21 protein-coding genes are annotated in these 25388 nt (G+C 70.4%); 12 read left to right on the top strand and 9 right to left on the bottom strand.

Annotation, left to right across the window (positions count from 1 at the left end; translation table 11 throughout):
* Positions 1-41: 41 nt before the first annotated feature.
* From ACIHFD_RS11535 to ACIHFD_RS11520, 4 genes are read right to left on the bottom strand one after another with little or no spacing between them, the layout of a single operon-like run.
* On the bottom strand, positions 42-1616 hold the full coding sequence (locus ACIHFD_RS11535) for a hypothetical protein (RefSeq protein WP_397366733.1): 1575 nt from the start codon (positions 1614-1616) through the stop codon (positions 42-44).
* A 7-nt stretch (positions 1617-1623) separates the two neighbouring features.
* Positions 1624-2841 (bottom strand): hypothetical protein, encoded by a 1218-nt coding sequence (locus tag ACIHFD_RS11530; protein WP_397366732.1) that lies wholly within the window; start codon positions 2839-2841, stop codon positions 1624-1626.
* The gene (locus tag ACIHFD_RS11525) at positions 2838-3998 is read right to left on the bottom strand and encodes a CBM35 domain-containing protein (RefSeq protein ID WP_397366731.1); all 1161 of its coding nucleotides are present in this window, start codon (positions 3996-3998) and stop codon (positions 2838-2840) included. Before ACIHFD_RS11525 ends, ACIHFD_RS11530 begins: the two co-directional genes overlap by 4 nt.
* Positions 3995-5740, bottom strand: a complete 1746-nt coding sequence (locus ACIHFD_RS11520) for a glycoside hydrolase family 97 catalytic domain-containing protein (RefSeq protein ID WP_397366730.1) — start codon at positions 5738-5740, stop codon at positions 3995-3997. Before ACIHFD_RS11520 ends, ACIHFD_RS11525 begins: the two co-directional genes overlap by 4 nt.
* A gap of 271 nt (positions 5741-6011) precedes the next feature.
* On the opposite strand from ACIHFD_RS11520, the gene ACIHFD_RS11515 reads away from it, so the two are divergent.
* From ACIHFD_RS11515 to ACIHFD_RS11470, 10 genes are all read left to right on the top strand, one after another.
* Positions 6012-7433, top strand: a complete 1422-nt coding sequence (locus ACIHFD_RS11515) for an ABC transporter substrate-binding protein (protein WP_397366729.1) — start codon at positions 6012-6014, stop codon at positions 7431-7433.
* Complete coding sequence (locus ACIHFD_RS11510) at positions 7430-8329, top strand: sugar ABC transporter permease (protein ID WP_350727704.1); 900 nt, start codon at positions 7430-7432, stop codon at positions 8327-8329. Before ACIHFD_RS11515 ends, ACIHFD_RS11510 begins: the two co-directional genes overlap by 4 nt.
* Before the next feature lie 8 nt (positions 8330-8337).
* On the top strand, positions 8338-9246 hold the full coding sequence (locus tag ACIHFD_RS11505; protein ID WP_364249223.1) for a carbohydrate ABC transporter permease: 909 nt from the start codon (positions 8338-8340) through the stop codon (positions 9244-9246).
* 3 nt (positions 9247-9249) lie between these two features.
* The gene (locus tag ACIHFD_RS11500) at positions 9250-10224 is read left to right on the top strand and encodes an aldo/keto reductase (RefSeq protein WP_350727702.1); all 975 of its coding nucleotides are present in this window, start codon (positions 9250-9252) and stop codon (positions 10222-10224) included.
* 82 nt (positions 10225-10306) lie between these two features.
* Positions 10307-10741 (top strand): hypothetical protein, encoded by a 435-nt coding sequence (locus ACIHFD_RS11495; RefSeq protein ID WP_397366728.1) that lies wholly within the window; start codon positions 10307-10309, stop codon positions 10739-10741.
* 66 nt (positions 10742-10807) lie between these two features.
* On the top strand, positions 10808-11857 hold the full coding sequence (locus ACIHFD_RS11490; RefSeq protein WP_397366727.1) for an aldo/keto reductase: 1050 nt from the start codon (positions 10808-10810) through the stop codon (positions 11855-11857).
* A gap of 62 nt (positions 11858-11919) precedes the next feature.
* Entirely contained in the window at positions 11920-13116 is a 1197-nt protein-coding gene (locus ACIHFD_RS11485; protein WP_397366726.1) for a sensor histidine kinase, read from the top strand.
* Positions 13117-13177: 61 nt separating this feature from the next.
* Complete coding sequence (locus ACIHFD_RS11480; protein ID WP_397366724.1) at positions 13178-13873, top strand: response regulator; 696 nt, start codon at positions 13178-13180, stop codon at positions 13871-13873.
* A 42-nt stretch (positions 13874-13915) separates the two neighbouring features.
* Positions 13916-14629 carry an FkbM family methyltransferase gene (locus ACIHFD_RS11475; protein WP_397366723.1) on the top strand — a complete coding sequence of 238 codons (714 nt, stop codon included), beginning with the start codon at positions 13916-13918 and terminating at the stop codon, positions 14627-14629.
* 161 nt (positions 14630-14790) lie between these two features.
* Positions 14791-15039, top strand: a complete 249-nt coding sequence (locus tag ACIHFD_RS11470) for a hypothetical protein (RefSeq protein ID WP_355195657.1) — start codon at positions 14791-14793, stop codon at positions 15037-15039.
* Here ACIHFD_RS11470 and ACIHFD_RS11465 read toward each other — a convergent pair.
* Genes ACIHFD_RS11465 through ACIHFD_RS11445 form a run of 5 tightly spaced genes read right to left on the bottom strand, consistent with a single transcriptional unit; the run spans position 15012 to position 22774 of the window.
* Positions 15012-16331 carry a hypothetical protein gene (locus ACIHFD_RS11465; RefSeq protein WP_397366722.1) on the bottom strand — a complete coding sequence of 440 codons (1320 nt, stop codon included), beginning with the start codon at positions 16329-16331 and terminating at the stop codon, positions 15012-15014. The genes ACIHFD_RS11470 and ACIHFD_RS11465 overlap by 28 nt on opposite strands.
* A gap of 47 nt (positions 16332-16378) precedes the next feature.
* Positions 16379-19753 carry a hypothetical protein gene (locus ACIHFD_RS11460; RefSeq protein ID WP_397366721.1) on the bottom strand — a complete coding sequence of 1125 codons (3375 nt, stop codon included), beginning with the start codon at positions 19751-19753 and terminating at the stop codon, positions 16379-16381.
* Positions 19750-20562, bottom strand: coding sequence for a carbohydrate ABC transporter permease (locus ACIHFD_RS11455; RefSeq protein WP_350727693.1), 813 nt, complete (start codon positions 20560-20562; stop codon positions 19750-19752). Before ACIHFD_RS11455 ends, ACIHFD_RS11460 begins: the two co-directional genes overlap by 4 nt.
* A complete protein-coding gene (locus ACIHFD_RS11450) occupies positions 20559-21470 on the bottom strand; it encodes a carbohydrate ABC transporter permease (RefSeq protein WP_192792926.1) in 912 nt (303 codons plus the stop codon). The genes ACIHFD_RS11455 and ACIHFD_RS11450 overlap by 4 nt, the downstream gene beginning before the upstream one ends.
* Positions 21467-22774, bottom strand: coding sequence for an extracellular solute-binding protein (locus ACIHFD_RS11445; RefSeq protein ID WP_350727692.1), 1308 nt, complete (start codon positions 22772-22774; stop codon positions 21467-21469). The genes ACIHFD_RS11450 and ACIHFD_RS11445 overlap by 4 nt, the downstream gene beginning before the upstream one ends.
* A 221-nt stretch (positions 22775-22995) precedes the next feature.
* On the opposite strand from ACIHFD_RS11445, the gene ACIHFD_RS11440 reads away from it, so the two are divergent.
* On the top strand, positions 22996-23733 hold the full coding sequence (locus tag ACIHFD_RS11440; RefSeq protein WP_363974768.1) for a DeoR/GlpR family DNA-binding transcription regulator: 738 nt from the start codon (positions 22996-22998) through the stop codon (positions 23731-23733).
* A gap of 93 nt (positions 23734-23826) precedes the next feature.
* Entirely contained in the window at positions 23827-25383 is a 1557-nt protein-coding gene (locus ACIHFD_RS11435) for an alkaline phosphatase D family protein (RefSeq protein ID WP_397366718.1), read from the top strand.
* The last annotated feature ends 5 nt before the right edge of the window (positions 25384-25388 follow it).

Below are 25388 nucleotides of genomic sequence, written 5' to 3'. Positions count from 1 at the left end.
GCCCTAGCGCCCGGACAGTCGGCGGCTGCGCCTGGTCCGCGTTACCGGCGCAGCCGGTCCAGCAGCTGGGCCTGGTAGAGCGAGGGCGGCAGGAGGCCGGGCTGGTTGGCGCCCTCGATGTACCCGACCGGCTGCGCGAACGGCCCGTCGCCGGTGATCGTGCCCTGGCAGCCGATCGCGTAGTTCTGGGCGGTCGGCGGTTTCTGCACGATGAGCCTGCTGGTCGACACGTCGCAGTTCCACGCCACCGAGTGGGCCGCCGACCACCCGTGCGAGGTGCCGTACCGGCCGCGGTTGTACAGCCCGAGCGTGTAGTCGTAGTGCGGGTCGACGTCCTTGTGGCCGTCGAACAGCAGGGCCTGCGACCACCGGCGGTGGCCCTCGCTGGAGTTGAGCGCGTACTCCGAGGTGCCGCGCAGGAACACCACGCCCGACACCGTGCTGTGGCCGTTGGAGACGAACGCGTGCCTGGCCTTGTACGCGTAGCAGTCGCGGAAGAGCACCTGCTGCGAGTAGACGTAGGTGTTGAAGTTGTAGCGCCTGCTCCCCGTCACGATGCTGACCGGGTCGACGGCCCGGCAGTTCTCGACCGTGGCGCGGGTGGTCTCCTGGGTGGCGACCCCGGCCTGGGTGAAGTGGAGCATCGTGCAGTCGCGCACCCACGAGTCCTCGGTGCGCAGCAGGACGATCGCGTTGTAGGCGTGGTCCTCGTCCTGCTCCGGGTCCCCCTGGTACTCGATGTCGACGCGCAGCCGCTCCACGCCCACCTGGGTGACCAGCCCGGCCCGGTCCCACTTGTAGAGGAAGGACGGGGACAGGGCGCGGTTGAGGTGGTTGAAGACCGGGACATCGATTTTCACGACATTTCCGGAAACTTCGCGTACGTACCGGTTGTAGATGAGGGGGTGCTCGCCCACCTTCCACGCCGGTCCCACGTCGTGGCCGCCGTAGTCGATGGCCTTCAGCCACTCCTCGGTGCAGGGATGGGTGATCACGATGTTGTCGCCGGGCCGCAGCGAGCCCGCGTCGGCCACCGCGAACTCGCGCGCGCCCACCTGCACGAAGTCGGTGGTGATGTCGGTGCGGGTGCCGGGCACCTCGCCCGTCCAGCCGCCGCCCGCCGCGCCGCCGGCCACGATCACGTCGCGGTCCTTCGGGTTGTTCCCGGTGGCCTTGATGATCGTGTTGCCGGCCGGGTCCTCGCCGTCGCCGGAGCCGCGCAGGACCGTGCCGCTCGCCCGTACGTACAGGGTGCCCGCCACCGGATAGAGGCCGGGCAGCAGGAGCAGGGCGCCGCGCCGCGCGCGGGGCAGCGCGGCCACCTCGTCGAGCGCCGCCTGGATATGGGCGGTGTTGTCGCCCTCGATCGGGCGGATCGTCTTGACGACAGGCACGTGCGGGATCGGCCGCTCGCCGTTGCGGTAGCCGGCATGGCTGAAGTCGGGGATGCGGTTGCCCTCCGCGTCCTGCTCGTACGCCAGCCGCCCCTGCCGGTCGTAACGCACCAGGCGGGACTGCCAGATCGTCGAAGCGCTCGCGGAGACCGCTCCCGCGGCGGACAGCGCCAGCGCGCCGCCCGCCGCGAGCACGGCCCGCCTGCTGAGGTCATGTGCCATGGTCCACCTATCTGATGACGATCTTGTCGAGCTCGGGCCCGCGGGCGGTGAGACCGAAGAACCGGATCGTGTTGACCCCGGCCACCAGGTCCACCGGCACCGTCGTGGTGGTCACCGTGTCCTTGGTGCCGGTCATCGGCACCTGGATCGCGTCGCCGCCGTTGACGCTGACCGAGAACGTCTGGGAGCCGTCCACCAGCGCGTGCACGGTCAGCTGCCGGGTCCCGGCGGTCTCCGACAGCACGCCCCTGACCACGGTGTAGTCGTAGACGTTGCCGCCGACGAGGATGACCTTCCGCCCGCCGGAGCAGACGGCGCAGTAGGCGGGCTCGGCGGCGCCCTCGAAGACGTTGCCGGCCCGCTCGGCCTCGTACGTCCCCGGGCCGCGGTCCGGCGGCGGCAGCTTCACCGGCGGCGTCGCGGGCCCGAGCTGCTCCGCCTTCAGATCCTTGACCAGCAGGTACGTCTCCTGCAGCCCGGCGCTCTTGATGCTGCGGTAGATGCCCCACTTGGGCCGGTTGTACTGCTCCTGCGTCCACCACAGGTCGATGTTCTCGACCTTCTGGTCCACGATCGTCCGCGAGCCGTTCTTCGGGCCGTCACGCAGCACCCACCGCATATATCCGGCGTCGCCGGACTTGAACTCGATGGTCGTCGTGACCCACTTGTTCTGGATCGGCTCCAGGTCGGCCGTGGCGAAGTCGTGCGACTTGTTGTCCTCCAGCGTCCAGTAGCGGGCCGCGATCTTCTGCACGCCGTTCACGACCGGCAGCGAGATCTGCGCGATCGGCGTGCCGACGTCGGAGTTCTTCAGCTGCCAGATGTGGGTGAAGTTCGTGGTCGCGTCCAGCGTGTCCGGAATGTACATCTGGTACGTGATCCGCCAGGTCTCGTCCTTGCGGATCTCCAACGGGCTGCCGTCGGCGGCCCGCATGCCGCGTACCTCGTTGCGCATGCGGTCGGAGCCGTCGCGGTCCTCCAGGTGCGCGTCGAACCGCCACACACCCTTCTCCGCGCGTACGTGCGGCAGGCCCTCGGGATGGGAGCCGCGCCGGTCGTCCTCCAGGGCCTCGAACGCGTTGACGCCGTCGCGCCACGGGCTGGGGTTCCACCGGGTCTCCCATCGGGGAGCCCCACCGGGAGACGCTGCGGCGACGGCGTGGGCCGGGGCCGTCTGCAGGAGCAGCGCCATCGCCGCCAGGGCTCCCACCAGGTGCCTTCTCACTGAATCGTCACCCTGTCGAGGTCGGGCGCGCTGGCGCCGTCGTTGAAGAAGCGGACGCTGTTGGCGCCCGCGGCGAGCTGCACCGGGACCGTCGTGGAGACGGGCGTGCTCCAGTCCGTGCCGGTCAGCGAGACGGTCTGGGCGGAGCCACCGTTCACGCTGACCTGGAAACTGCGCGTACCGCTCACCAGCCCGTGCACCGTCAGCTGCCGGGCGCCGGCGGAGGAGGACTGCACGTTCAGCGTGACCGCGTTGCCGGAGCCGCCGCCGATCCAGCCGACCTTGGTGCCGCCCGAGCAGCCGGAGCAGGACGCGGTGCGGGCGGTGCCGCTGAAGGAGCCCTGCTCGGCCTCGTACGCGGACGGGTCGGTGCTGCCGCCGCCGGTGAGCTGGTAGGCCTGCAGGTTGCGGACCAGGAGGTAGGTGTTCTGCAGGCCGGAGCTGTTGATGCTGCGGTAGATGCCCCACTTGGGCCGCAGGTACTCGTCGTCGCCCCGCCACAGGTCGGTGTTGTCCAGGCGCTTGTCGACGAGCGTGGTGGAGCCGTCCTTGAGCGTCCAGCGCAGGTAGCCGCTGTCGGAGGCCTTGAACTCGAACGTCGTGTCCACCCACTTGCCCTGGATCGGCTCCAGGTTGGTGTTGCCGACCTCGTGGGTCTGCTCGGCCTCGTCCCAGTAGCGGACGTTGATCTTGGGGGTGCCGCCCGAGATCGGCAGCGACATCGTGTAGAGCGGCGCGCCGGAGCCGGGCACCTTCATCTGCGCGATGTGGGTGAAGCTGCTGGTCGCGTCCAGCGAGGTCGGGATGTACATCTGGTAGCTGATGCGCCAGGTCTCGTTCTCAAGGATCTTGAGGTACGAGCTGCCGCCGGTCCGCATGCCCTTGACCTCGTTGCGCTGGCGGTCGTCGCCGTCGCGGTCCTGGGTGTGCATGTCGAAGCGGTACGCGCCGCCGGAGACGTAGATGTGCGTGACGCCGGAGTGCGAGTCGGCGCGGTCGTCCTCGATGCCCTCGAACGCCTCTGCGACGGTGTCGTCCGCCGGATCCGGGCTCCAGCGCAGCGTCCAGGCGGCCGCCGCGGCGGGAGTGGCGGCGGGCAGTGCTGCGGCGGCGGTGACCACCAGGGCGGCTAAGACGCCGCCGATGCGCTTGTTCATGAGACCTCTCTCCTCAGGTGAAGCGTGAACCCGCCGTTGGGGGGAACGGCGAGGTCGAGCTTGCCCCCGGCGGAGACGGTGACCGTCTCGGCGAGGATCCGGTCGCCTGGGGCGTCCCGGTAGATCTCGGCCGCCCATTCCCCCTGGTCGAGGAAGTCGAGCGGCACGGTGAGCGTGCGGGCCTCGCCCGACACGCCCGCGCCGACGTACCATTCGCCGCCGTTCCTCCTGGCCAGCAGGATGTGGTCGGCGGGGTCGCCGGACAGCAGCCGCGTCTCGTCCCACGCGATGGGGACGGCCGACAGCAACCGCAGGGCCTCCGGCCGGGCTTCGTAGGCCTCGATGCCGTCGGCGAAGTGCTGGACGCCGGACTCGAAGATCACCGACAGCGCGAGCTCGAACCCGGCCGAGATCGTGCGCACGCCGGTGAACGTGCACGGCGTGAAGTCCATCGGGCCCTGCACGTTGCGGGTGAAGGCCAGCGACAGGTAGTGGACGGGCTGGTAGAGCGGCTGCTTGCCAGGCTTCGGCTTGATCCACTCGGCGCCCTTGACGGCTTCGGCGGTCATGAACTGCGGCCACGTCCGCTCGGTGCCGCGCGGGATCGTGCCGCCGTGGAAGACCACCATGAGCTCGAGCCGGGCGGTGGCGGCCAGGATGGCGTCGAACCAGCGCATCCGGTCCTGGCCGTCGGACTCGGTGAAGTCGATCTTCACGCCGACCGCGCCCCACTCCTTCCAGAGCGCGAGCTTCTCGCGGTGCTCCAGCTCGGTGTCCACGTGCTGCCAGTGCGACCAGAGCCAGACGCCGACGCCCTTCTCCTTGGCGTAGGCGATCAGCTCGGGCATCCATTCCTTGTTCCAGCCCGCGTCGGCCAGCAGGTACGGCCAGCCGTTCGCGGCGGCGAAGTCGGTCCAGCGCTTCTGGGCGTCGAGGTCGCGCGTCGAGGGCCCGTCGGACCACCACGACCAGGCGGCGGCCCCGGGCTTGATCCAGGAGGTGTCCTCGACCCTGGACGGCTCCGCGAGGCTGGTGACCAGGTCGCTCTCCACGATCGTGGCCAGGTCGCCGACGATCATCGTGCGCCAGGGGGTGGTGAGCGGGCTGGCGGCGGTCACGTACGGGTCGGGCAGGTCGAGCCGGAACGTGTTGCCGTCGAGGAGCAGGCGGGAGCCGGCGTAGCCGCTGTCCAGGTTCGACTCGGTCACGAACATCCAGGAGCCACCGGTCTCGAAGAGCGAGGGGTAGCCGTACAGGATGGGCTCGGCGTCGGCGACGGTGCCGTGCCGGTGGATCTCCTCGTAGTCGCAGCGGCCGTTCTCGTACGGGAGCAGCACCGCGCGGGCCTCGGGCGGCAGGACGTACTCGGAGGCCTCCTCCACGACGGTGACCGGGCCCGTCCACGGCACCACGTACCGATAGGCCACGCCGTGCCCGCCGACGCGGACCTGCACGTCGAGCCGGTGCCCGTCCTTGGTGAACGACAGCGTCCACTCGCCGGCCTCGTAGCCGTGCTCGCGCCGCTTGCCGGTGACCGTCCGGTAGGTCTCCTCGACCCGCCGCTCGGACATCCCGGACAGGGTGAGCCCCTTGCTCAGGTCGGCATGGGCGGTCCTGATGCCCAGCCTGGACGGCTCCAGCACCGTCCGCTCGCGGTGGCGCACCTCCAGCGTGAGCACGCCCTCGGTGGAGAGGGTCAGCCCCGCTTCCAGGTCCTCGTCACTGAACGTCCAGCTTGGCACGTGCCCTCCAGGGAAAAGGAAGAGATAGGAGGAGTCGATCGCGGCTCACCAGCCGTCCCCACACCTGGCACGGCCGCCGGTCAAGGCGTCCGGATCTCCTCACAGTGCGCTAGAGCCTAGGTTGCAAGCGCTTTCAATTCAATTCTTGACGAAGTTAATTACCGGGTCTACGGTACGGCCATGCCTCACGGACTGCCACAGGTCCAGCTCATCAACGCGCTGATACATCCGACCTCTATCGAGCTCTTCCTTTGAGAGGCCCACCATGGAGATGAACCGTCGCCAGATGCTGGCCCTGGCGGTGGCGGCCGCGACGGCGCCCGTGCTGTCCGCCTGCGCGGACACCAGGCAGCAGAAGCAGGCCGCGGCACCGGTCAAGTCCGGGGCGCAGCTGATCGACCCCAACCGGCCGGGCAGCGACGCCTGGCCGTTCGAGGCGGCCGAGCAGCTCAACAACTCGCTGACGTGGCCGAAGACGGACGTGGCCGACCCGGCGTCCAAGGTGACGATCACGGTGGCGATGACCACGGACGCGGTCACCGAGGTGCGCAACGCCCAGTTCGACTTCTTCTTCAAGAAGCGCCACCCGAACATCGAGATCAAGCGCGAGTCGTCGCCCTTCGACCAGTTCCTGACGAAGTACATGACGCAGGCCGCCGGCGGCACGCTGCCCGACGTGCTCTACAACCACTACTCCTGGACGCAGAACCTCATCTCCAACCAGGTGCTGCATCCGGTGGACGAGTACATCGCCAAGACGCCCGAGTTCGACATGGACGACATCCCGCAGAGCGGGCTCGGCTACTTCAAACGCGACGGCAAGCTGTACGGCCTGCCCACCGACATGGCGCCCAAGCTGCTCTTCTACAACAAGGACCTGTTCGACAAGGCCGGGATCGACCACCCGGACGAGAGCTGGACGTTCGACAAGCTCTTCGAGACGGCGAAGAAGATGACCAGCGGGTCGGGCGCGGAGAAGATCTACGGCTTCTCCCCCATGCCGACCCCGGGTCCCGACCTCGGCGCCGTCTTCCTGATGCCGTTCGGCGGCCGCTTCCTCGACGCCGCCGAGTCGAAGGTGATGATCAACGAGCCCAAGGCCAGGGAGGCCATGGGCCGCTGGCTGGACCTGCTGGTCAAGGACAAGGCGGTGCCCAGCCTGGCCGAGCTGCAACTGCTGGAGAAGGTCGACCCGTTCAAGACCGGCCACGCGGCCATGCTCATCAACGGCGCCTGGCTGATGCTGGAGCTGTCCAAGCAGACGGCGTTCAAGTGGGGCGCCACGCACATCCCCAAGGGCCCGGCCGGCCGCTTCACCCCGGCCGTGGGCAGCGCGCTGGTGATGACGGCCTCCTCGCAGAACAAGGACGCCGCCTGGATCTACATGCACGAGTTCCTGTCGTCCTCCGGCTACAAGTTCCGCCAGATCACCGCGCCCGCCCGGCAGTCCGCCTGGGACGCCAACGCCAAGGCGGTCGGCATCCCCGACGAGACGGCGAAGCTGGTCAAGGAGGTCCTGGCCGACTACGCCTCCGACGACGGCGTGCTGCGACTGCCGGCCAACAAGAAGGTCGTCGACACGGCCAAGCCCATCTGGGAGCGCGCGATGCTCGGCAAGGTCAGCGTGGACGACGCGCTGAAGGAGATCGCCGACAAGGTCACGCCCGTACTGGTCGAGAACAAGATCGCATGACCGCCGTCAGCGCCCGCAGCACGCTGGCGCGCCGCGAGGCGCGGCGCTTCCACCTGTTCGTCTCGCCGTGGGTGATCGGGTTCGTGCTCTTCAGCGCGGGCCCGATCCTGGGCGCCGTCGTGCTGAGCTTCATGGACTGGAACCTGCTGAAGCCGCCGACGTGGGTGGGGCTCGCCAACTACGAGCGCATGCTCAACGACCCCGAGTTCTGGGAGTCGATCGAGAACACCGTGCAGTACGGCCTCGGCTCGGTGGCGCTCGGCGTGTCGTTCACATTCCTGCTGGCGCTGCTGCTCAACCAGCCGCTGCGCTTCCAGGGGCTGTTCCGCACCGTGATGTACCTGCCGTCGGTGGTGTCGGGCCTGGCCACGGCGCTGCTGTGGCTGAACATCCTGCACCCCGACTACGGCCTGATCAACAAGGTGCTGGCGTCGGTCGGCATCGAGGGGCCGGGCTGGCTGGCCTCGCAGGAGTGGGCCATCCCCGGGCTCGTGCTGATGAGCGTGTGGGGCGCGGGCAACACGATCGTCATCTACCTGGCCGGGCTGCAGGGCATCCCGAAGACGCTCTACGAGGCCGCCGAGATCGACGGGGCGGGGTGGTGGCGCCGCTTCTGGAGCGTGACCGTGCCGATGATGTCGCCGGTCATCTTCTTCAACGTGGTGACCGGGTTCATCGCGGCGCTGCAGAGCTACGTGCTCATCCTGGTCATGACCGAGGGCGGGCCCGGCAACGCCACGATGGTGCTGGGGCTCTACATCTACCGGCACGCGTTCGTCTACTTCGACATGGGGTACGCGGCCACGCTGTCGTGGGCGATGTTCGTGCTGGTCATCGCCGTGACCGCGATCCAGTTCGGCCTGGCCAGGCGCTGGGTGCACTACGAGTTCAAGTGAGGTCGCCGATGCTCGTCGAGACCGCGGTGAAACCCGCGCGCTCCCCCCGCACGGGCGGCAAGCCCTTGAGCTCGGAGCAGGCCGAGCGCGTCAGACGGATCCGGCGCTCCGGCGCGTACATCCTGCTGGCCATCAGCTCGGCGGTGTTCCTGCTGCCGTTCCTGTGGATGGTGACGACCTCGCTCAAGTCGGACGCCGAGAACCTGGCCTTCCCGCCGCAGTGGCTGCCCGACTCCTTCAACTTCGACAACTACGCCAAGGGCTGGTCCGGGTCGCTGCCGTTCACCAGGTTCCTGATGAACACGATCGTGATCACCGCGCTGTCCATGGCGGGCAACCTCGTCTCGTGCATCCTGCCGGCGTACGCGTTCGCCCGGCTGCGGGCGCGGGCGGCGGGCTTCATGTTCGCGGCGCTGCTGGCGACCATGATGATCCCGCGCGAGATCACGCTGGTGCCGAAGTTCGTGATGTTCTCCAAGCTCGGCTGGGTCGACACGTATCTGCCGCTCGTCGTGCCGGAGTTCTTCGGCGTCGCGCTGTACATCTTCCTGCTGCGCCAGTTCTTCACCACGATCCCGCAGGAGCTCATCGACGCGGCCCGCATCGACGGGGCCTCGGAGCTGCGCATCCTGTGGAGCGTCATGCTGCCGCTGGCCAAGCCGGCCATCGCGGCGATCTGCCTGTTCTCCTTCGTGGGCAACTGGAACCAGTATCTGGAGAACTCCATCTACCTGCGCTCGATGGAGAAGATCACCCTCGCCCAGGGGCTCGGCATGTTCAACGGTCAGTATGTGACCCAGTACAACCAGATGATGGCCGTCGCGCTAGTGTCGATGCTGCCCATCCTCGTCATCTTTTTCCTGGCGCAGAAGACGTTCATCCGGGGCGTCACGCTCACCGGAATCGCAGGAAGGTAATCCTTGGACTACGAACGCCAGCCGTACAGAAGGTGCGGCCGCAGCGGTCTCCTCCTCCCCGCCGTGTCGCTCGGCCTTTGGCACAACTTCGGCGGGGGTAAATCCCTCGACAGCCAGCGCGCCATCTTCAACAAGGCGCTCGACCTCGGCATCACCCACTTCGACATCGCCGACCGTTACGGCCCGCCGTTCGGCGCCGCCGAGGCGACGTTCAACCGGCTCCTGCCGCGGTCGCTGCGTGACGAGGTGGTCGTCACCACCAAGGGCAGCAACCCCATGTGGGACGGCCCGTACGGCAAGGGCAACTCGCGCAAGCACCTGCTCGCCACGCTCGACCGCTCGCTGGCCCGGCTCGGCCTCGACTTCGTGGACATCTTCTACCTGCACCGCGACGACGAGGAGACGCCGCTGGAGGAGCAGGTCGCCACGCTGGACTACATGGTCCGCACGGGACGCACTCTCTACGTGGGCGTGTCGAACTTCTCGCCCGAGCGCACGGCGCAGGCCGCCCGGCTGCTGCGCGAGCTGGGCACGCCGCTGCTGATCCACCAGCCGTCGTACTCACTGCTCAACCGGAAGATCGAGCACGGCCTGCTGGGCGTGCTGGAGCAGGAGGGCGTCGGCTGCGTGGTCTACTCGCCGCTGGCCCAGGGCCTGCTCACCGACCGCTACCTCGACGGCATCCCCGCCGACTCGCGGGCCGCCGAGGCGCGCTTCCTCACCCCTGACCGGGTGACGCCCGAGGTGCTGGCGTTCGTGCGGTCGCTGTCGGAGCTGGCCGCCTCCCGCGGGCAGACGGTGGCGCAGCTCTCCCTGGCCTGGGCGCTCAGGGACCCGCGCGTCACGTCGGTGCTGGTCGGCGCCTCCAGCCCCGAGCAGCTCGAGGCGAACGTGGCCGCCGTCGACCGGCTCGACTTCTCCGACGACGAGCTGGCCGCCATCGACCGCGCCGCCAAGGAGGCCGGTATCGAGGCGTAAGGAGCCGTCTCCCCCGTGAGAGTGAGGGCGCTCGCTCGTCACGGGGATCCGCCGCTGCCCGGGCGACCGGCACGATCGTGACATGATCACCTGGACCGGCCGATGGGCCGTCTGGGCAGCGGCCTCCTGGACGCTGCTCTACGTCGCGTCCAAGATTCACTTCGCCTTCGCCGAGCGCATCGGCGTGACCGGCGGCCCGCGCGTGGCCCCGGAGACCTATCTGGAGTACGGGCCCGGCGAGGTCGCGCGGGCCCAGTGGGCCAACGCCGCCGCCGGCCTGCTCATGGCCGCCGTCGTGCTGGCCTCCCTCATTCCTTTCCGGCGGCCGCTGCCGCGCCGGACGCTGGCGGCGCTGCTGTGGTCGTGCGCGGCGATGGCCGCGGCGGGCGCGATCGGCATGACCGCCGGCGCCCTGTTCGCCGAGCGCGGCGGCGCTCTCTTCGGTGGCTACTGCGCGGTGTGGGCCGTGCTGCTCTGCCTCGCCTCCCTCTCCTTCCACCGGCGCCGCCACTCATAATGAAACAGCTTTCCCGTTAGCGTGCTACCTTAAGGGGACGACAGACCCATTAAGGAGTGATTTTTCATGGAATATCGGCAGTTGGGGGCGTCCGGGCTCAAGGTCCCGACGTTGAGCTTCGGCGCCGGCACGTTCGCCGGGAAGGGCGAGCTGTTCGGCGCGTGGGGCGACACCGACGTGGCGCAGGCCCGGCGGCTGGTGGACATCTGCCTCGACGCGGGGGTGACGATGTTCGACACGGCCGACGTCTACTCCGACGGCGCGTCCGAGGAGGTGCTGGGCCAGGCGCTCAAGGGACGGCGCGACCGGGCGCTCATCTCCACCAAGGCCGGGCTGCCCATGGGCGATGGCCCCGGTGACGCGGGGACCTCCCGGCACCGCCTGATCAAGGCGGTCGACGACGCGCTGCGCCGCCTCGGCACCGGCCACATCGACCTGTTCCAGCTGCACGCCTTCGACGCGGCGACCCCGGTGGAGGAGGTGCTGTCCACGCTCGACGACCTGGTCAGGGCGGGCAAGCTGCGCTACGTGGGCGTCTCCAACTTCTCCGGCTGGCAGCTCATGAAGTCGCTGGCGACCGCCGAGCGGTACGGCTACCCGCGCTACGTGGCGCACCAGGTCTACTACTCCCTGGTCGGGCGCGACTACGAGTGGGAGCTGATGCCGCTCGGCCACGACCAGGGCGTCGGCGCGGTGGTGTGGAGCCCGCTCGGCTGGGGCCGCCTCACCGGCCGCATCCGCCGGGGCCGGCCTCTTCCCGAGGGCAGCCGGCTGCACAGGACCGCCGCCTTCGGACCGCCGGTGGCCGACGAGCTGCTGTACGCGGTGGTGGACGCCCTGGACGAGATCGCCGCGGAGACCGGCAGGTCGGTCCCCCAGGTCGCGCTGAACTGGCTGCTCCGGCGCCCGACCGTCTCCTCGGTCATCGTCGGCGCCCGCGACGAGTCGCAGCTCCAGGAGAACCTGGGGGCGATCGGCTGGGAGCTGGCGCCGGACCAGGTGGCCCGGCTGGACGCGGCGAGCGCGACCACGGCGGCGTACCCCTACTTCCCGTACCGGCGTCAGGAGGGTTTCGCCCGGCTCAACCCGCCGATCGCCGGCGGCGTGGAGTTCTGAGCCCCAGGCGGGCGGAACCGCGGCCACGGCTTCGCCCGCCTGCAGCCCATAAGGTGGGATTCATGGGGGTGCTCAGGGAGGCGTGGCACGTCCGGGTGCCTCCGGCGCCGGGTACAGGCCGGCCGATGCTCCGCCGCCTGACGTTCGCCGCGATGGCCGCGGCGGTCCTGATCTTCAACGTGCCGTTCTACGCCGTGAGCGCCGGGTTCGGGGTGCTCTCCGTCCCGGCCGCGGTCCTGCTCGCCGGACCCGTGCTCATGGCGTGGTACCGGCCGCTGCCCGCCTGGGCGGCCATGGTGGTCGCCATGCCTCTGATCACCGGCCTCGGGCTGGCGCTGCACAGCTCGATCGTGCCGCAGCCGTGGCTGCTCGATCACACGCTGGCCCAGCTCCCCGTCATGTACGTGCTGGCGCTGTCATCGGCACGGCGCGTGACGATCATCGCCGTCGCCATCACGCTCGCGGCCGGGGTCGCCATGAGCGTGCCGCAGGACATGGCGCCGGACCGCTTGTCCAGAGGGCTACTGGCCTGGACACTGGCCCTGCTGCTGGCCGTGGTCCTCGGCCACGCGAGGCGCATGGGGCGGCTGGCCACCTTACGCGTCGCCGACGAGCTGGGGCGGCGCCGGATCCTCGAGGAACGGGCGCGGATCGCCAGGGAACTGCACGACGTGGTGGCCCACCACATGTCAGTGATCGCCGTACAGGCCGCCAGCGCGCCCTACCGGATCGGCGGCGGAGTGAGCGAGGAGGTCGCGGAGGAGTTCGCGGCCATCAACGCGGCCGCCCGCGAGTCCCTGCGCGACATGCGGCACCTGCTCGGCGCGCTGCGGGGCTCGGACGACGGACCGGGGACCGTGCCGCAGCCCGGGCTGGAGGATCTCGGCGCACTGGCCGAATCGGTGCGCCGGGCGGGCGTGCCCGTCCAGCTCACCGTCTCCGGCCCCGCTCCGTCACTCTCTCCCGTGGAGTCCGTCACCGTCTACCGGATCATCCAGGAGGCGCTGAGCAACGTCGTACGGCACGCGCCCGGAGCCAGGACCACCGTGTCCGTCCGCACCGAGGCGGACGCGGTGTCGCTCGCCGTGGACAACGAGCCTCCCCGGCACGTGTCCGGCACGACGCAGCCAGGCTCGCGACTCGGGTTGATCGGGATGCGCGAGCGCGTGGCGGTGCTCGGCGGCGACCTCACGGCGGCCTCGACCGACGCGGGCGGCTTCACCGTACGAGCGCGGCTGCCGCGGCAGGCGGCCGGGTGAACCACGAGGTCGCCGCAGGGCGAAGACGAACGTTCCGCGACGTCGCCGAAGGAGGCGCTGGATGATCACGGTGCTGGTCGCCGACGACCAGGCGATGATCAGGGCCGGGTTCGCGGCCCTGATCTCCGCGCAGCCCGACCTGCAGGTGGTGGGAGAGGCCGCGGACGGCCTGGAGGCGGTGACGGCGGCGCGCGATCTGCGACCGGATGTCGTGCTCATGGACGTGCGCATGCCCCACCTCGACGGTCTGGAGGCCACCCGGCGCATCGCCGGAGCGGGCGGCGGCCCGAAGGTGCTCATCCTCACCACCTTCGACATCGACGACTACGTCTACGCCGCGCTGCGTGGCGGGGCCAGCGGCTTCCTGCTCAAGGACGCGCCGCCGGCCGACCTCATCACCGCCGTACGCGTGATCGCCGCCGGCGAGGCGCTGCTCGCGCCCTCCGTCACCCGCAGGCTCATCGAGGAGTTCGCGACCCGGCAGCCCATCGACGAGCGGGAGGCGCTGCGGCTGAACGCGCTGACCCCGCGCGAGCTGGACGTGCTCAGGCTGGTGGCGGCCGGGCTGGCCAACGCCGAGATCGCCGGAGAGCTGACGATCGCGGAGGAGACCGTGAAGTCGCACGTCGGCCGGATCTTCACCAAACTGGGCCTGCGCGATCGGGCGCAGGCGGTGATGCTCGCCTACGAGAGCGGTCTGGTCGTACCCGGCAATCCCTCTCCGGCGGCACGCCGGGGCTCGCGACTGCGCTCCTGAGAGGGATTCGCCGCTCCCCACCCCGTCTCTACCGTCACCGGCATGAGGAGAGTGGAAGCCGTGGCCGCGATGCTGCGGGCGGGGGCGGCGGTGTCGCTCAGCGAGCCGGAACTGCGGGGCCTGGCCGAGTTCGTCCGGCCGGGCGCGGTCTGCTTCGACATCGGGGCCGCCTACGGGATGTACACCTACCCGCTGGCCAGGCTCGCCGGGCCGGCCGGGCAGGTGCACAGCTTCGAGCCGCTGCCGGTGCCGTACCGGATCCTGGAGGCCGGGCGGCGGGCGAGCGGGGCCCGCAACGTGCGGGTGACCAACGCCGCGCTGAGCTCGTCCACCGGATACCGACGGCTGCGGCTGCCGTACCGGTTCGGCCTGCCCGTCCACGGCTGGGCGCACCTGGAGGAGGGGTTGAAGCATCCCGGCCCCTTCGCCGCCACCAGGACGCTCGAGGTCCCCGTGTACACCGTGGACCGCGTGTGCGAGCTGCGGGAGATCCCTCGCGTCGACTTCATCAAGATGGACGTCGAGGGGTGCGAGACGGAGGTGCTGAAGGGCGCGGAGTGGACCATCGAGCAGCACCGGCCCGCTCTGCTGCTGGAGATCGAGGACCGCCACCTCGGCAGGTACGGCAGGGACTCCGCCGAGGTGGCGGGCTCACTGATCGCGCGCGGGTACCGGATGCACGTCTGGCACCGGGGCCGCTGGAACCGGGCGGACCGGGTGAGCACGCACCGGCGCAACTACCTGTTCGCCGGCTGAGCCGCGCCGGGTGCGAGGCCGCCGGACGCCCGCTGAAAATTTCACCGCGGTGACGGGCATTCGCGCTGGTCGCCGGAAGGGCGGGGGCGACGCCGTTGCGGCGGCGGATCACCACGTCGTGCAATTTACGGTGATCCGCCCCCTTCGAGATGGGAGACCTGGTGCGTCACCGACTCGCCGCCCTGTCACTGCTCGCCGCCACCGCCCTGGTGCCCGCCGTTGCCGTGGCCGCACCCGCGCACGCGGACCTGACCCTGCAGAAGGTCTACTCCAGTCTGCCCTACGACATCTGCATCTCGTTCGGCCAGTCCGGCCAGCAGAACGGCCGGTGGAGCACCTGGTGGTGCAGCACCACCCAGCCGCAGAACCCGCAGTACCCCACCTACGACCTGTGGGCGTACGTGAACTGAGGCCGGGCGTCCAGGACCGTGCCGTTCCAGACCAGAGCCGGCGGCTCGGGGGACGAGGGGCGCAGCCAGGCCACCTCCACCCCCGTGCCGACCAGCTCGAAGACGTGGGCGTCCGGGCGCTCCGGCACCTCCACGCGGCGCACGTCCGTCGCGCCCGCCAGCCGCGACGACAGCTCGGCGAACGCGTCCGCGCACGGGTGGCGCACGGACATCGTGTCGCCCTCGAAGGCCATGAGCTGGAACTTCGAGAACATCAGCTGGAGGAGGTTGTACGGATCGGGCGGCGCCGGCATGTCGGGGCCGAGCTGCCAGCAGACGGTCAGCCGGAGGCCGGACGACAGGGCCAGCATGTTCCTGATGACGATGTCGTCGGCGTTGATCCGGTGCCGCTCGGCCTCGAGCTCCGGCGGGCAGCCGGTCATGAACATCTGGAGCGTGGGCGGCAGCTCCGCCATCCGGTCGTAGAGCCGTTTCATGGCGGCGCGCACCGGTTCGGTGGTGAGCCGCCCTTCGTGGAGGTCCTCGACGGTCAGGCGGTGCCACGGCTGCATGCCCCCGGCCTCGATCACCTCCGCCAGGTGCTCGAACACCTCGGGGTACTGCGTCGGCAGCGGCCCGTTGTACTCGCCGGCCACGATCGGCTTGTCCCCCACGGCCGCGCGCACGTCGTCGATCGCGCGGGGGATCACGTACGGGTCCCCGTACAGGTGGACGTCGAAGACGTCGTAGGCGTCCCGGCCCTCCTCGATGACCTGGAGGAAGAAGTCCCGTTCGGCGTCGGGCTCGTCCGAGGCGGAGAAGACGCCGGGCGGGCAGCCGCCCAGCACCACGGCGGCGTCCGGGTCGGCGCTCTTGACCGCCTGGTGGAAGGTGGCGAGGTGGGCCACGTAGTCGGCGGCCGTGCCGGCCCAGAACAGGGGGATGCAGGGCTCGTTCTCGCACTGCCAGTAGCGCACGCGGCCCCGGCAGTGCGTCACGAGGGCGCGCAGCGTCGCCGCGTAGGCGGCCGGGTCGAGCGGCGGCGAGGCGGGCAGCAGGTCGGTGGAGCGGGTCGAGCCCCACGGCGAGGCCGCGCCGAGCGTGAACCAGAGCTCGGTGTCGTCGTCGAACTGGTCGAGCACGGCGTCCACCGCCGACCAGTCGTGGCGGCCGGGCTCGGGTTCGAGCTGCGACCAGTAGAAGAACACGCGCACCAGCCCGGCGCCCAGCTCCCTGGCCTGCGGGGCGAACGTGTCGGGCTTTTCGACGAGGCCGTACTGGAGGCCTCGTACCACTCCGAGTCGGATGTCCATGACCTCACGGTCCCCGGCCGTCCTGGCAAAACCCTGGCAGCACGCTGTCAGGGCGTGCGCAGGCGGACGGGGCCGAACAGGCCGGTGCTGCGCTGGCCGGGGAAGACGAAGTGGGTGGGGCTGGCCTCGTCCATGAACGGCCCCAGGGTGCCGAGGACGAGGATCTCGATCGTGTTCTCGCCCTCGTCCAGCCGGACGTCGAAGGTGTAGGGGGAGCACACCCGGATCCCGCAGGGCCGGCCGTTCACGGTGGCCTCGGCCGTGCCGCGCACCCTGCCGAGGTCGAGCACGCCGGGCCCGGCGGCGGCGGTGATCGTGGTGCGGTAGCGGACACCGCCGCTGTAGCCGGACAGGCCGCGTTCCTCCCAGTCGCCGAGCCGCATCCGGCCGGGTCCGCAGGTGAAGCGGACCGGGCCGGTGAGCGACCCGGTGACCTCCAGCTCCGTTCCGTGGATCCGTACGGGACCCGTCGCGTCCACCTCGATGCCGGTCACGCCGGGCGGCGGGTCCAGGAGGAGACGGCCGGGGCGCCCGCCCGGGACCTGCCCGCCCGGGACCGCGAACCCGGCGGGCAGCGCGCTCGCGCGCCCGTCGAGCCAGCCCGCCTCGGGCAGCGGATGCGGCCGGGGCCGCAGGTGGAGCGCGGCGGGGTCGCCCTGCTGGCGCCGCCGTACGCGGGGCCGCGACGGCCAGCCGGGACCGGAGACCGCGAGCCCGTCCACCAGCACCCAGCCGTCCGACTCCACGCTGATCGTGTTGCCGCCCGGCCGGAGCAGGCCGGACACGTCGTAGCGGCGCACCCGGGGGATGTCCGCCTCCTCGTACGGGTCGAACCCGCCCTGCCTGCCCGCTTCCGCCCCGTTCACCAGCACCCGGCAGTACGAGGTCGAGGCCACCTGCAGCAGCTCGTACGGCGGTTCGCCGACGTGCACGGTGGTCTCCATGGCCCCGCCGATCCACTCGGGCAGAGCGGCGTCGCGGGGGTCGGCGACCAGGCAGGCGTACGCCCGCAGGTCGAGCTCCTCGTCGGGGACGAACCGCAGCTCCAGGAGGTACGTGCCGGGCGCGAGCGGCGCGCGCGAGACCGCCGCGTATCCGGAGTCGTCCAGCGGCAGCTCTTCTCCGTCCAGCCAGGCGGTCTTGGCCGCGCCCGCCCCGATCGCCAGCCGGCCGTCCTCGGGCATGTCGGCGGGCACGGTGAGCAGGCTGCGGAAGCGGGCCTCCTCCCCCGCCCCGACCGTCCCGAACGCCAGGAACTCCACGGGCACGTGCCCCTTGGGGCCGAGGGTCTCCCGGTGGATCGGGTCCTTGCGCAGCCCGCGCGACGGCGACCACACCGACGGCGTCCACGGCCCGGCCCCGACCCGCTGCTCGCCCCTGGGCTCGAACGTGACGTGCACCGGCTCGCCGTCCGGCGTGCGCAGCGTCCAGCGTTCGACGACGGCGCGGCTGCCGAAGTCCGACCAGGTGTCGTCCAGCGTCGGCACGAGCTCGACGTCCCACTCCTCGCCCAGCTCCACCTCATGCGGGAAGCTCGGGCGCGGTTCCGGGACCCGGGAGGTCCCGTCGAAGATCAGCAGTGCGGCGGGCCCGTCGTCGAAGGGCACGACGACCTCCAGCGCGTCCCCGTCCGTGGTGCACGGCAGCGCCCGGGGCTCCCCGCCGAACGGGCTCGCCAGCAGCGGCGTCCCCGAGACGCCCCGCACCTTCACCCGCATCTCGCGGGCGTACCGGGACGGGTCGAAGTCGATGGCGGCGTCCAGCCAGCCCAGCTCGACGCCGCGCTCCTCGGGCCGTCCCACGCCGATCCTGCTGGCCATGGGGAACGCGGCGGTCAGGAACACCAGCGTGGTCTCCCCGATCTCGCGTACCAGCGGCGGCACCGGCGCCTCGACCCGCCGTTCGAGCCCGGCCAGCGCCGCCCCGATCCCTTCGGCGCTCTCCACGGACACGGCCGGGAGCCCGTCGGGGACCGCCCCCACCGCGACCAGCAGCCCGCCGCCGGCGGCGAACTCCTTCAGCCGCGCGGCCACGTCCTCGTCGAGCACGGTCACGGCGGGCAGCACGACGGCCCGGTACGCCTCGGTGGAGACGGCCAGCCGCCCGTCGCGCACGTCCGCGCGCCGCACCGAGTCCTCGTCGATCACGTCGGCGTCGAGGCCGAGCCGGTCGAGCGCCCCCGGCACGGTCGCGAACCACGCCATGTCGCCCACGAGCTCCCGGTAGACCTCCTGCGCCCGCGCGGCCTGCGCGCCGACGCCGTCCAGCCCGGTTCCGGCCTGCGACGTCGCGGTGGGCAGGAGCACCGCGACGTCGCAGGCGTGGCGGCCCAGGGACAGGGCCGCGCACAGGCGGGTCACCGCGTCCGCGAAGACCCGGTGGTGCCGCCAGTAGGGTTGGCGCCAGTCGGTGGACGGCGGCGCCCACTCCCACCAGCCGCGCCGGGTCGTGTAGTAGACGGCGTGCGGGTTGTAAAGGTTGGCACCGGCGCGCAACCAGGGCAGCAGCCAGTCGAAGGTCTCCTCCAGGGTGCCGCCCCAGCCGCTGGAGTGGAACGCCTCGATCCAGGTGCGCGGCCGGCCGTACAGGTGGGCGAGGGAGGAGTGCAGGCGCGCGTCGCCGTGGTGGTCGGAGCCGGGCGCGCCGAACCAGCGATGGGTACGCGCGTAGTCGGCGTAGAGCCGGACCCCGTCCACGGGATGCCCGGCGCGGGCCGGGTCCTGCTGGTCGCAGCCGTTGAGCAGGCCGTGGCGCTCGTGCCAGGCGGCCAGCGGCCGGAAGAACGCCTCCTCGGCCAGCTCGGCCCGGGTCTGCTGGTACGCGTGCCAGTCGGGCGCGTCGAGGGTGAAGGGCCGGCCGCGCCGGGCCGCGTACTCCTCGGCGAACGTCGCCGACCAGGTGGGCACGGTCGGCAGCTCGTCCTGGAACGACCCGGCGATCACCGTGCCGAACCAGTGGCCGACCCGCCGCTCGAACTCGCCGTGCACCCGGTCGAGCAGCACCGCGCACGCCTCGCGGGACAGGTAGTCGAAGCCGCGCGTCGAGACCGTCCCGTCGGGGGCCAGCCATTGCCCGGCGAACTCCGGGCGTTCCTGGACGAGACGGGCCTGCAGGTCGGCGCCGGAGAAGCCGAGCTGGTCGTAGAACCACAGGTACGCGCCCAGCTCGCAGGCGTCGGCGCAGACGCCGTCCAGCAGCTCCCACCACGCCTCCGACAGGAACGGCGGGTCGTCGGCGTCGGAGCCGAACAGCGGCCCCGACGGCGCCAGGTTGAGGATGACGAGGTTGCGCACTCCCCCGGCGACGAGCCGCTCCATCTGCCAGCGCAGCCGGTCGCGGCGCAGCGGCTCGCCGCTCCACCACCAGATGGCCGCCGGGGAGAACTCCCGTGGCGGCTCGCGGAGCACGTCGAAGACGGTCATCCCTTGAGCCCGCTGGAGAAGCCCTTGATGACGTAACGCTGCAGCACCAGGAAGACCAGCACGATCGGCAGCGCCCCGAGGACGAGCCCGGCGAAGACCAGGCCGTGGTCGGAGACGTACTGGCCGACGAAGGCGAAGACGCTGACCGGGACCGTCTCGAACCCGGAGCCGCCCAGGTAGAGCAGCGGGGTGAAGAAGTCGTTCCAGATGAAGACGGCGTTGAGGATCAGCACGGTGCCGGTGATGGGCCGCAGCAGCGGGAAGACCACCCGGGTGAACGCCGTCAGGTGGGAGGCGCCGTCGATCTGGGCGGCGCTGGCGTACTCGCGGGGCAGCGCGCGGATGAAGCCGGTGTAGAGGAAGACCGTGAAGGGCAGCTGGATGCCGGTGTAGAAGAGGATCATCCCGGCGTGCGTGCCGATCAGCCCCAGGTCGGTCACCAGCTCGTAGAGCGGGATCATGCCGAGCTGGAACGGCAGCACGATGCCCAGCAGGAAGAGGATGTACAGGCCGTAACCGAGCCTGCTGTGCACGCGGGCCAGGAAGTAGGAGGCGAACGAGCCGAGCGCGATCAGCAGGACCAGGCTGGCCACGGTGATCACCGTGCTGTTGACCAGGGACGGGCCGAGCGCGGCGGCCGACCACGCCTTGCCGAAGTTGTCCAGCGTGGGCGGGTCGGGCAGCGCCAGCGGCGTCTGGGAGATCTGCGCCGGGTCCTTCAGCGACAGCGAGATCAGCGTGTAGACGGGGAACAGGAACGCCACCGCCGCCGCGATCATCACGATCTCCAGCAGGAACGTCCTTCTCATGCGGACACCTCCCGGTTGCGCAGGTAGTAGACCTGGACGAGGGAGACGGCCGCCACGAACAGGGCGAGCACCAGCGCGATCGCGGTGCTGTAGCCGAACTTGCCGAACACGAACGCCTGCTTGTAGAGCACCGTGGACAGGGTCTCCGTGGCGTAGCCGGGGCCGCCGTTGGTGGCGGCGAAGATCTGGTCGAAGAGCTTGAGCCCGCCGATCGTGGAGAGCATGAGGTTGATCGTCACGGCGGGGGCCAGCAGCGGCCAGGTGACGTAGCGGAAGCGCTGGAAGGTGCCCGCCCCGTCGATCATGGCCGCCTCGTGCAGCTCCTTCGGCACGCCTTCGAGTCCGGCCAGGAAGATGACCATGGAGTATCCGGCGTACTGCCACACGACCATGCCGGCGATCGACCACAGCGCCACCGACGGGTCGCCCAGCCAGTCCACGCTCAGGCCGAGCAGCCCGTTCAGGCCCGCCGACGGGTCGGGGTTGTAGACGTACTTCCACAGGAACGCCACCATGACCGGGCTGACGACCACGGGCGCGAAGAAGATCACCCGCAGCAGCGCCCGGCTCTTCAGCTTGGCGTTGACGCCCAGGGCCAGCAGCAGGCCGACGCCGTTCTGGACGGCCACGATGGCCACGGTGAGCAGCAGCGTGTTGCCGATCGAGCCCATGGCCTGCTCGTCGCCCAGGAGCGCGCCGAAGTTGGCCAGGCCGACGAAGGACATGTCCTGGCCGATGCCGCTCCAGTCCGTGAAGGCGTACACCACGCCGGCCGCGGCCGGGTAGAGCACGACCAGCGCGTAGACGACGAGGGCGGGCGCGGCGAACAGCCAGGACGGCGAGTTGGCGCTGAAGCGCCGCCTGCGCCGCGAGACGGCCGAGCGCCGCTGGACAGTCAGGGAAGTCACTTCTTGTACGCCTCGTCCATCTTCTTCAGTGCCTCGTCGATGGTCGACTTGCCGGCCAGCAGCTCCTGGATCACCGCGAAGTGCACCGGCTGCACCTCGGCGTTGGGCCAGCGCTGGTCCATGAACGGCACCGCCCGGTCCTTGGTGAACGGCAGGAACGACTGGACGGCCGGGTCGATGGTCGAGGAGGAGTCCTGGGTGAGCGGGATGGCGGCGATGGCCTTGGCCCAGGCGTTGATGCTCTCCTGCTTGCCGAGGAAGTCGATGAACGCCTTGGCCTCCTCGACGTGCTGGCCCTTGGCGCTGGCGCCGAGGCCGACGACCACGCCGGCGGGGATCCACACCTGGTTGGCGTCGTCCGCGCCCGGCACGGGGAACATCGACAGGTCGTCGGGCGAGGAGGCCGCCTTGCGGAAGTCGGGCAGCACGGCCGACACCTGGATCGCCATGCCGGCCTTGCCGGTGGCCACCATGGAGATCTGCTGTTCGAACGTGGTGCCGTTCGGCTTGTCGTTGAAGAAGCCGCGCTTCTGCAGCTCCAGGTACATCTCCATGGCCTGGCGCCAGCCCGACTGGGCGAAGGAGGTCTGCCCGGCGAGCTGCTTGTCGTCGAACGTCGGGTCCTTGGCGTAGACGGTGGAGGGCACCAGCGCGTACGTAATCAGCTGGGTGACCCACGGCGTCTGCGCGCCCAGCGCGATCGGCGTGATGCCGGCCTTCTTCAGCTTGTCGCAGACCGCGAGGAACTCCGTCCACGTGGTGGGCGGCGCTTCCACGCCGGCCTTCTCGAACGCCTTCTTGTTGTAGACGGCGCCGATGACCGACGAGCCGGCGGAGTAGATGTAGGTCTTGCCGTCGAGCTGGAAGGCGGGCTTGAACCCGGCGGGGATCGTCTGCGTCCACGCCTGGGAGGACAGGTCGGCCAGCAGCCCGGCCTTGGCGATCTGGCTCATGGACATCGCGCTGCCGTTGCCCGGGTAGACCACGTGCAGGTCGGGGGCGTTGCCCGCGCCGAGCTGGGTGCGGACCGAGGTCTGCACCTGGTCGGTGGGGGCGAAGGAGGCGGTGAGCCGCACCTCCGGCTTCACCTTCTGGTAGGCGGCGAGCAGCGCGTCCATCGGCGCCTTCTGGTCGGCCACGCCGAGGAACTTCAGGTCGACCCCGGCGGCGGCGGTCCCTCCACCCGTGGTGGCGGTGGTCTCGGGCTTGGTCGAGCAGGCGGTGGCGGCCGCGGCCACGGCGAGGCCACCCATCATGCGGAAGAACTGGACCCGGCTCAGTCGGGCGTCACGCAGATCGGTCATGTCATGTCTCCTCGCCCGGCGCTGGGGGAGCCGATACGAACGTTTTAATGACGGGCCTGTTAAGTTAACAGCCGATTTTGTTAAAAATGAGGGATGTCGGGAGAGTACGAGTCGCCCGAGAAGAGTGTCAAGAGTAGGATCCGCAACCGTCCAGGCAAGGGTGAGGGCTCAGGGTGAATTCGCGGCAGCACACCTCCGGTAAGTCCGCTCGGTGGCGGGACATGGCCGAGCACATCGTGCGGCGTGGCTCGGCCACGGTGACGGAGCTCGCGGAGAGCTTCGACGTGAGCGTGATGACCGTGCACCGCGACCTCGACGAACTGGAGCGCCAGGGCATGGTGCGCAAGGTTCGCGGCGGCGCCACCGCCCAGGCCTCCAACGTCTGGGAGAGCAACATCGCCTACCGGCTCACGGCGCACACCGCGGAGAAGGACGCGATCGCCAGGGTGGTGGCCGGGCTCATCGAGCCGGGCAGCTCCGTGATGCTCGACGACTCCACCACGGCCCTGGCCGTGGCCCGCCACCTGGGCGAGCTCGCGCCGCTGACCGTGCTGACGAACTTCCTGGAGGCGATCAGGCTGCTCGCGGCCACCCCCGACATCCGGCTCATCGCGCTCGGCGGTGAGTACCATGCCACACACGACTCTTTCCTCGGACTGGGCTGCGTGGACGCGGTCGAGGCGGTCAGCACGGACGTGGTCGTGGTCTCCACCTCCGCGGTCTCCGACCAGTACGCCTTCCACCAGGAGCAGGAGATCGTGCTGGTCAAGCGGGCGATGCTGGGCTCGGGCACCCGCCGGATCCTGGCCGTGGACGGCTCGAAGCTGGCCAGGGTGGCGCTGCACCGGGTCGCGCCGCTCGATGACTTCGACGTCATCGTGGTCGACGCCAACGCCCCCGCCGAGATGCTGCAGCGCCTGCGCGACCGGCACCGGCGGGTCGAGGTCGCCCAGTTGTAACACGTTTGTGTGTGATTTTTAACTTCAGTCTTGTTACAAGCTTGCCTGCTTGCTACAAAGTGAGGGCTTTCGCCCCCCATCTGAGGAAGCAGCATGCACACGCGCCGTTCGTTCCTCGGTCTGAGCGCATTAGCCCTGGCGTTCAGCACCGACCTCGCCGACCCGTGGACCGCAGCCGCCACGGTGAGCGGCGACTACCCCTTCCAGCTCGGCGTCGCCTCCGGCGATCCGCTGCCCGACCGGGTGATCCTCTGGACCCGGCTGGCGGTCAGGCCGCTCGAACCGCTGGGCGGGCTGCCGTACAACAACATCAAGGTCGAGTGGGAGATCGCCGAGGACGAGGCGTTCACCCGGCGCGCGGGGTACGGCTCCACGTGGGCCACCCCCGAGTACGGCCACTCGGTCCACGTGGACGCGAAGGGGCTGCGCCCCGGCCGCGACTACTTCTACCGCTTCCGCACCGGCGGCGAGCTCAGCCCGGTCGGCAGGACCAGGACGGCGCCCGCGCCGCGCAGCAGCCCCGAGTCGCTGCACCTGGCCTTCGCCTCGTGCGCGTCGTGGCAGGACGGCTACTACGCCGCCTACCGCCACCTCGCCGAGGAGCGTCCCGACGTCGTCTTCCACCTCGGGGACTACATCTACGAGTACGGCATCGTGCCTTCCGGCGGGAACCGCAACACGCCGGTGCCCGAGCAGTTCCGGGTGCAGTGCGACACGCTCGACCGCTACCGCGTCCAGTACGGCCTCTACAAGAGCGACCCCGACCTGCAGGCCGCGCACCAGGCGGCGCCGTGGATCGTCACCTGGGACGACCACGAGGTGCTCGACAACTGGGCGGGCCGCTTCGGCCCCGGCGGCGAGGTGTCCGAGCAGGACTACCTGGTGATCCGCGCCAACGCCTTCCGCGCGTACTGGGAGAACATGCCCATCAGAGTGCCCGCCGTACAGGGGCCCGACGCCCGGATCTACCGCAGGTTCTCCTTCGGCGACCTGGCCGAGTTCAACGTGCTGGACACCCGCCAGTACCGCGACGACCAGGTCTGCGGCGACGGGCAGCAGATCGACTGCGCCGAGCGGCTCGACCCGGCCCGCCAGATGCTCGGGGCCGAGCAGGAGAAGTGGCTGCTCGACGGCCTGGGCGAGTCCCGCGCCAAGTGGAACGTGCTGGCCCAGCAGATCGCCATGATCCAGCTCGACTACGACGCCGGGCCCGCGCAGAAGCTCAGCATGGATCTCTGGGACGGCTACAAGGCCGCCAAGGACCGCGTGCTGAACGGCATGGTGGAGCGGCAGGTCAGCAACCCCGTCGTGCTGACCGGCGACATCCACTACAACCTGGCCGGGGAGCTCAAGGCGAACTTCGACGACCCCTCCTCGCAGACTGTCGGCGTGGAGTTCGTCGGGACCTCCGTCAGCAGCGGCGGCAACGGCAACCCGAACACCGGCCTGCCGGCCGGCGGCACCGACCCGGTCAACCCGCATCTCCGCTTCTCCAGCTACCAGCGCGGCTACGTCTCCTGCGAGGTCACCAGGAGCCAGTGGCGGGCGGACTTCAAGGTGGTGCCGTACGTGGACCGGCCCGGCGCGCCGGTCTCCACCAGGGCCAGCCTCGTGACCCTCGACGGCGTGCCCGGCCTGCACGCGCTCTGACAGGA

The organism is Nonomuraea sp. NPDC051941 (assembly GCF_044593615.1).
This window is presented reverse-complemented; position numbering and strand designations above follow the sequence as displayed.